The sequence below is a fragment of the Caballeronia sp. BR00000012568055 genome, assembly GCF_029439455.1.
Taxonomy (GTDB): Bacteria; Pseudomonadota; Gammaproteobacteria; order Burkholderiales; family Burkholderiaceae; genus Caballeronia.
Map to the genome: position 1 here is coordinate 1 of NZ_JAQFVG010000339.1, position 7,042 is coordinate 7,042.

Annotated in this window: 5 protein-coding genes; all 5 read right to left on the reverse strand. The window is 64.3% G+C overall.

What is annotated here, in order from left to right; genetic code table 11:
* Window positions 1–14: 14 nt before the first annotated feature.
* Window positions 15–1,565 (reverse strand): type VI secretion system protein TssA, encoded by a 1,551-nt coding sequence (gene tssA / locus P7F28_RS29505; protein WP_277188502.1) that lies wholly within the window; start codon window positions 1,563–1,565, stop codon window positions 15–17.
* Entirely contained in the window at window positions 1,556–2,290 is a 735-nt protein-coding gene (locus tag P7F28_RS29510) for a response regulator transcription factor (RefSeq protein WP_277188504.1), read from the reverse strand. Before P7F28_RS29510 ends, tssA begins: the two co-directional genes overlap by 10 nt.
* On the reverse strand, window positions 2,287–4,371 hold the full coding sequence (locus P7F28_RS29515; protein WP_277188505.1) for an ATP-binding protein: 2,085 nt from the start codon (window positions 4,369–4,371) through the stop codon (window positions 2,287–2,289). Before P7F28_RS29515 ends, P7F28_RS29510 begins: the two co-directional genes overlap by 4 nt.
* A gap of 35 nt (window positions 4,372–4,406) precedes the next feature.
* Complete coding sequence (locus P7F28_RS29520) at window positions 4,407–5,894, reverse strand: beta-1,3-glucanase family protein (protein WP_277188506.1); 1,488 nt, start codon at window positions 5,892–5,894, stop codon at window positions 4,407–4,409.
* A 323-nt stretch (window positions 5,895–6,217) separates the two neighbouring features.
* A partial coding sequence (locus tag P7F28_RS29530) for a LysR substrate-binding domain-containing protein (protein WP_277188508.1) occupies window positions 6,218–7,042 on the reverse strand: 825 nt, incomplete at its 5' end.

Below are 7,042 nucleotides of genomic sequence, written 5' to 3' on the forward strand. Positions count from 1 at the left end.
CAGAACCCAAAAAATCAAACAACCAACCGAACAGCAATCCCCACATCCAACGGCGCGATCCGCGCCAACAACCGCGCAGTCTCATCCTCATTAGCATCGTTACGACTAAGAATCCCATAAGCCGCGCGTAGCGCATCAGCGGTAAGCGAAGGATCCCACGCCGCCACACCAAATCGATCGATCTCCTCAACAAGCGCGCGTGCGAACGCATCCAGCCGCGCTCCCGGCCGATACTCCAGCAGCACATCACACAGCGCCGTGCGCAAACGCAACCGCGCGCTCACGGCAGTGCTCTTGTCGATCGCATCCTGAAGGCATTGCGCCGCAGCGGGCAGATCGTTATCGGCAGCAAGCGCCCGCGCCCGCGATATCACCGCAGCGAGCGGATCGGCAGCGACCGATGCACCCGCATCCGCGCCCGATGACGCCAGCGTACCGAGCCACGCCAGCGTATCGGCACCGGCGAAGGGCACGCCGTTGGAAAACTTCAGGCGCTCGATCCCGTCCATCCGCGCCACGAACTTCGCGGTCTCGTTGCACACTTCGCGATGCGCATCGCTCCATGCATCGCCCAAAATCGCGAGCGATGCGGCGGCCGCGCATTGCACATCGAGCCAGAACGGATACTGCGCGAGCTGCGTTTCCGCGAACGCGACCACATCCGCATGTGCCGCGCGCGATTGCAGATTGCGCAACGCGTCCTGCAATTGCGGAAGCGGACCGGGCAGACGCGTCTCCGCGCCGCTCGCAACAGGCAATTGTTCGATACCCGCCCACGCGCCGATGCGCCGCAGCCGAAAACCCAGTGCGCTCGATGGCTCGTTCTCCGCGTACCAATGGCCGATCTCGGCGATGCGTTGCAGCGCTTCGTCGGTGGCGTGGCTGGCGCTATCGGTTGAATCGACGGGAAGCGGGGCGGCGGCAGCGGGCACAGCAGCAACGACGGCGACCGGAGCAGGTGCCACTACAACAACCTCAGGCACAACCTCAACTACAGGCTCCACAACCTGCACCGTCCCCAGCAAAGCCCGCAACGGCTGCATCGACGGAGCTTCGTCGTCCTTTTCCGCGAGCACGCGATCGATGCCCGCCAGCGCCTCGCGCACGGCGCCAACCAGCGCCGCGTCCTGCGGCGGCCAGCTCGACCAGTCGTGCTCCTCGCCATGCGCGCGCACGCGATCGATCAGCCATTGCACGGCATTGCGCCGCGCCCGCAGCCGCGCGACCGGCGGATAAAGCTGCTCCCAATGCGTCGCCAGCATGCCTTCGAGCATCTGCGCGCCATCGCTCAAACCGGTGAGACCGCGCGTGATCAGCAGCGCGCCGGTCAGATAGCTCGCGACCAGAATGTCCTTGCCTTTGTTCGCGAGCAGCGCCGACGACAGCCGCACCACCTGTTCCCAGTCGGGCGCGCCGCTCGCGGCCGGATTGGTCAGTTTGGCGATTTCGTTTTGCAGCAGATCGAAGTCGGGATCGTCGCGCACGTCGATACCGCACGGTTGCGCGTCGCTGATGGGCTGCGTGCCCAGGCTCTTGATATCGTTCACGAGGTTCTTCAGGTCCACAAATGTTCGATGTCGGTATCGAAGATATAGCCCGCGCCGCGCTCGGTGCGCAACAGCGTCGGCTTTTTCGGGTCGATCTCGATCTTGCGACGCAGCCGGAGAATCTGCACGTCGATGGCGCGATCATAAATGTCATCAAAGGCGCGCGTGCTTTCAAGCAGCTTTTCGCGCGTGATGATGCGGCCCGGCGCGCTGAGAAAGGTCACCAGCAGATTGAATTCCGAGTTGGTCAGCGGCACCGTCGATGCATCCGCCGCGCTCAGGCGTCGGGTGTTCAGATTCAGCGTCCAGCCCGCGAATCGATACGCATTCGGCAGTTTGCCGCGCGACAGCGGCGCACTCGATACCCCGCCCGCGCGACGCATCACGGCCCGCATGCGCGCCAGCACTTCGCGCAGCGAAAACGGCTTGACGATGTAATCGTCCGCGCCGAGTTCGAGTCCCATCACCAGATCGGCCTCGTCCTTGCGGCCGGTGATGTACATGATCGGCACCTGCGCTTCTTCACGCCAGCGGCGCGCCAGATCGGTGCCGTCGCCATCGGGCAGGCCGAGATCGAGCAGCACGAGGTCGTAGCGCTTCGACGCGAACACGCCGATCGCCTCGTGCGCGCTCGCCGCGCCATCCACTTTGTAGCCGTGGCCGGAGAGATATTCGATCAGCAGCGTGCGCATCGAATGGTCGTCATCGACCACGAGGATGCTCTGTTGCGGCGGCAACGTCATGACAGGTCCTTCAGAGCGGTATTCAGGGCGGAATTCAGGACGGAAGCGAGCGCTTCGCGGTCCAATGGTTTGGGCAGGACGATGCAGCGCGCATCGTGCAGCAGAGACAGGTCGTCGGTGCAGAGAATCAGGCGCGTGCGCGGCGCTTCGTCGAGCACGCGCGAGATGAACGTGTGCGGGTCCATCGGCAGGTGCTCCGCGTCGGCGAGCAGCAGCGGGCGGTCGTCGTGCATGGCGGCGGCGTCGATCAGTGCTTCGTCGGCATCGGCGTAGCCGAGCGGCTCGAAGCCCATTTCCGCGAGCCAGTCTTCGCAGCGCTCGCGCGCGGGGACGTCCGTATCGATCACGATGACGCGTTCGCCTTGCGCGAGCGGCTGCGCATTTTCATCAACGTCTTCTTCCGCCGATGCCGACATCGGTGCGCTCGACACCAGCGGCAATATCAACCGAAAACGCGTGCCCGCAGCACTCGTGGAAATCGCCACGCCCCCGCGATGCTCACACGCGACGCCCGCGACGATCGCGAGTCCTAAGCCCGAGCCACCACCGAGTTTGCCAGATGCAGATCGCACCGAAAAAAACGGCTCGAACAGATGCGGCAGATGCTCAGCCGGAATGCCCGCGCCGTCATCTTCGACATCGACCCACGCGATTGCGCCCGGCGGCACGTCACCGACGGCGAGCGCTTCGTCAAAAGTATCCGCGCGGCCCACGCGCAGCACCACGCGCGAACGTGCGGCGAGACTCGCGTTGCTAGCCAGATTCAGCACGGCGCGCACGAGCTGTCCGCCGTGCGCGGCAACCATCAGCCGATGCGTCGCCGGTTCCAGTTCGATCGTCACGCCGTTGCGGCACAAGGGCCGCGCCAGCGCGACGCTTTCCTTCACGATCGACAGCAGATCGAGCGTTTCGCGCACGCGATCGCCACGCCGCGCCGCCAGCAAGATCTCTTCTGTGAGCGCGTAGCCGCGCGCCGACGCCGCCTGCACTTCGCGCAAGGGCATACGCGCGGCGGAATCCGCAGCAAGCCGGTCGCGGGCGATTTCGGCGTAACCATCGACGGCGGCGAGAATGTTCTTGAAGTCGTGCGCGACGCCGCCCGCCAGCAGCCCGAGCGATTCCATCCGCCGCGCCCGTTCGAGCCGGAGCGCCAACTGGCGACGCTCACGCGCGGCCACCGCGACGAACAGCGTAAGAATGGCCAGTCCCGCCATATCGATCTGCAAATTGCGCGCGCTTTCGGCGTTATCGACGTGATATGGGCCGAAGGTCATCAAGGTCAGTGCCACGCCGACCACCGACGCGGTGCCTACCGTGGTCGCCGCAGCGGCCATGCCGCCGTAGATCGCGGTCGCCGCCAGCAATAGCGATACAACCACGCGCTGCACCTGCTCCGACACATGCAGCGCCGCCGCCGCGACGAGCAAGGTGATCACGGCCACGCTGCACGCCAGCGCGATCATCGATTCAGGATAGCGGGCGGGCGCGGCGAGCGCGGCGGGGCCGGCGGGGGCGGCGGTGCGCGCGCGCCACGCGAGCACGGCGGGCGTCAGCACCAACACCGCCACGCCGTTGCCGACGATCAGCGTGCGCCATTCGCGCCACCAGCCGTCGTGGCTCAGGTCGCTGGCGAGCGTGGCGCCGAGTATCGACGTGATGCCGATGGCGGCGAGCGGCAGCAGCAACAGAAAGCGCATCAGCGCGGAGGTCGTGACAATGCTGCCGTTGGTATCGACGAAACGGCGGCCTAGCCACGCGCACAGCGCCACTTCGAGCACATCGAGCAGGCAGAAGCCCAGATCGCTGCGCCATGACGCGGCGCTGAATTCACCCGTCGCTGCAATCGCGATAAACACCGCCAGCAGATACACCGGCCAGCGTCGCGGCGGCAGCGGCCAGATCACCGCGATGGCAATGGCAGGCGCGGGCCACGCGATCGCCGCGAGCGTGCCCGCGCCGCCCAGATGCGCAACGGGCCGCGCCAGCAGATAGCAGATCAGGCAGAGCGCGAGCGGTTCGGCAAACGCGCGGATATCGCGCGCGATATGCGGTGTGACCGTCTGCCGAAGAGAATCGGACATGGCGATGAGCGCGGAATCGTCCGCGAATCGGGCGATTAGCTGAAGAACTTGCCGAGCGCGATGCTCACCGATTGCGTCGCCGTCAGTCCGATCGACGGATTCTGGTCGCACACGTCGTCGTACGGGAACGCGTAGGCGAGCGAATTCGTGCTCAGTTGATGGAACAACTGCGCCCACGGATTGACCACCAGCGTGTTCGCGTTGGCAATCTGATAGAACGTGGCGGCGTCGTTCTTGCAGGTGGCATCGGCGAGGGTGTTGGACATCACGCCGCGATTGAAGGCGGCGGCGATCATCTTCTGCACGTTCTTGGCCGCGTCGCTGCCGGTGGCGAGCGCGTTGGCGCACTGCCACACGTCGAGACTGGAGATGCCCGGCGTGCCCGCGCCGCCGACCGTGAACGCCGCCGTGCCGCTGGCCGTCGCGCCGCTGTAGAACGTCAGGCCGACTCCGGATTGCACGATACCGGTGTAGGTGCCGGTGGAAAGATCGGTGGTCGAGAGCGGCGTGGTGGTCCAGGTCCGATACCAGTTCTCGATGGTTTGATCGAAATAGCTGAGCAGCGAGCCGGTGTAGCCAGCCTGCGCCGAAATGCTCTTGGGCGACAGCGCGCGCAGCGTGACGCTGCCGTTGACCGCCATGGCCGACGGAAACGCCGACGGCGCGGCCACGGCCTGCGGCACGTAGAACGCGGCAGGCAGTTTCGATACCGCATCGAGAATGGCCGGACGCGACGACTTGTACTGGCCCTGGAGCGTGCCGCCCGGCGTGCCGTTCAGCAACAGCGGGAAGCCGAACTGATCGACCTGCGTGGTGTTGCCGTTGAAATTGCCGTTGCTGTCGAACGAGAATTCGATCCAGTCGAACAGCGTCAACGCGCCCGGCCCGCCGATGGTCACCGGCGCGGTGTACTGGCTGCTGCTGAGCGCCGTGAACGGCAGCTTCGGCACGCCGACCGACAGATAGATGCGCCCGCTGAACGCCGCCGTGCCGGTGCCCAGACCCGGCAGCGTGCTCGCGTTGAGCTTCGACAAATCCAGCACGAAGCTCGATCCGACCGTGAGCGGAATGCTGTAATCGGCCCATGCCAGCGGATACGTCGCGGCGAGCGCGGCCGCTTCCCCGGACGGCAGCGCGGACGAGCCGGGGAACGTCTTCGCGGGAATGGTGTTGTCGGCGGCGCTCATCACGTGCGGCGTGCCGGTGGAATCGATCCAGTATTGCGTGTTACCGGCCGGCAGACTCACTTCGCCGATCACGTAGGCGTAGACGGCGGTGCCTGCGGGCAGGTCGGTCTGGGTGAGATCGAAAGTCAGCGGGGTTTTCGCGGTCGATGCGGTGCTGGTGCCGCTGCCGTTTGTGGGCGTAGATGCGCCGGACGGCGCGGTGGCAGAAGCAGGATTCGCCGAAGACGCCGATGACGACGCCGGGTTCGAACCCGAACCGCCTCCGCATGCGGCAAGCAGGCCCGATGCGCCCATGCCCAGAATGAAAGTGCGTCGGCTGATGCTTGTCGTGGTCATCGTCGGATCCTTCGTTGGAATGTAGGCACGCGGGTCGCGGAATGACCGGGTTATCGGCAGAAAAGGGCGGCGGCTTGAGGACTTGTGCGCGTGCGCTTTGGAAGCGATGACGGGGGACGCCCGTGCATTCGCGAATTAGCCCTACCGTTCTCAAATTGCCCGTCACCCCAACCGCCCGTATTCGCGTAACGCGTTGAGTGCTTCACCTCGATCTGGACATTAGTCGGCGCTCCCGCAATTCGATCGCACTATTCAACACGGCCAAATAAGATCGCGTCGATCATCGATAACGCTCTAGAATCGTCATTAATTTATAAGAATAACTAACGAAATGCCTTGGGCAGTTTTCCAATCTCATCGTTCAACGAGTGTCTGACCAGACCCAGGAACTCTTTGACAAGTGGTTTGGACGCGTTGAGCTGCGTCTGAAGAAAGTATCCTCGCGCATGCATCACCGGCTCGAACGGCAGCAGAACCACGCCAGCCGTTGCGGTATTCAAGGTGGCGAGGCCGTTCGTCAATCCGATACCGAGTCCGCGAGAAACCATAGACAGGATAAGTGCCGCATAAGGGGTTTCGATTGCGGGAACCTGGTCAACACCCGCTGCACGCAAGACCCGATCGATGGGCGCACGCGGTTCATCCGCGTAAGACGGGAGAATCAGGCGCTCATTGCGAAGGTCGATTGCGCGAATCTTGCTGCGCGAGCTCAGTGGATGATTGGCCGGCAACGCGCAAAGCAGCGGAAGACGAAACAGGTCTTCGAACGTCACGGCATAAGCTTCCGGCGCCACCGACCCAATACCGACGTCATAGTGACCTGACGATACCCACCGTTGCATCGTGGCTTCACTGCGCATCTCGAGCGACACGTAGATCTGCGGATGCAACCGCACGAATTGCTCGATAACCGCAGGCAAAAACCCCAGCGCGAACAATGGCGCGGCCACGACTCTCAAGCGCCCGCTTTCCATTGTTCGTATTTCGCGGGCCGACTGTTCGAGCATGTCCAACCCGATGAAACTCTGCTCGACATCACGATAAAAAGACGCGCCGGCCTCGGTGATCTGAATTCTTCCTCCGTTGCGCGAAAAAAGCCGGAGTCCCGAGGCGGCCTCCAGTTCTGCGATCAGGCGGCTGATGCCGGG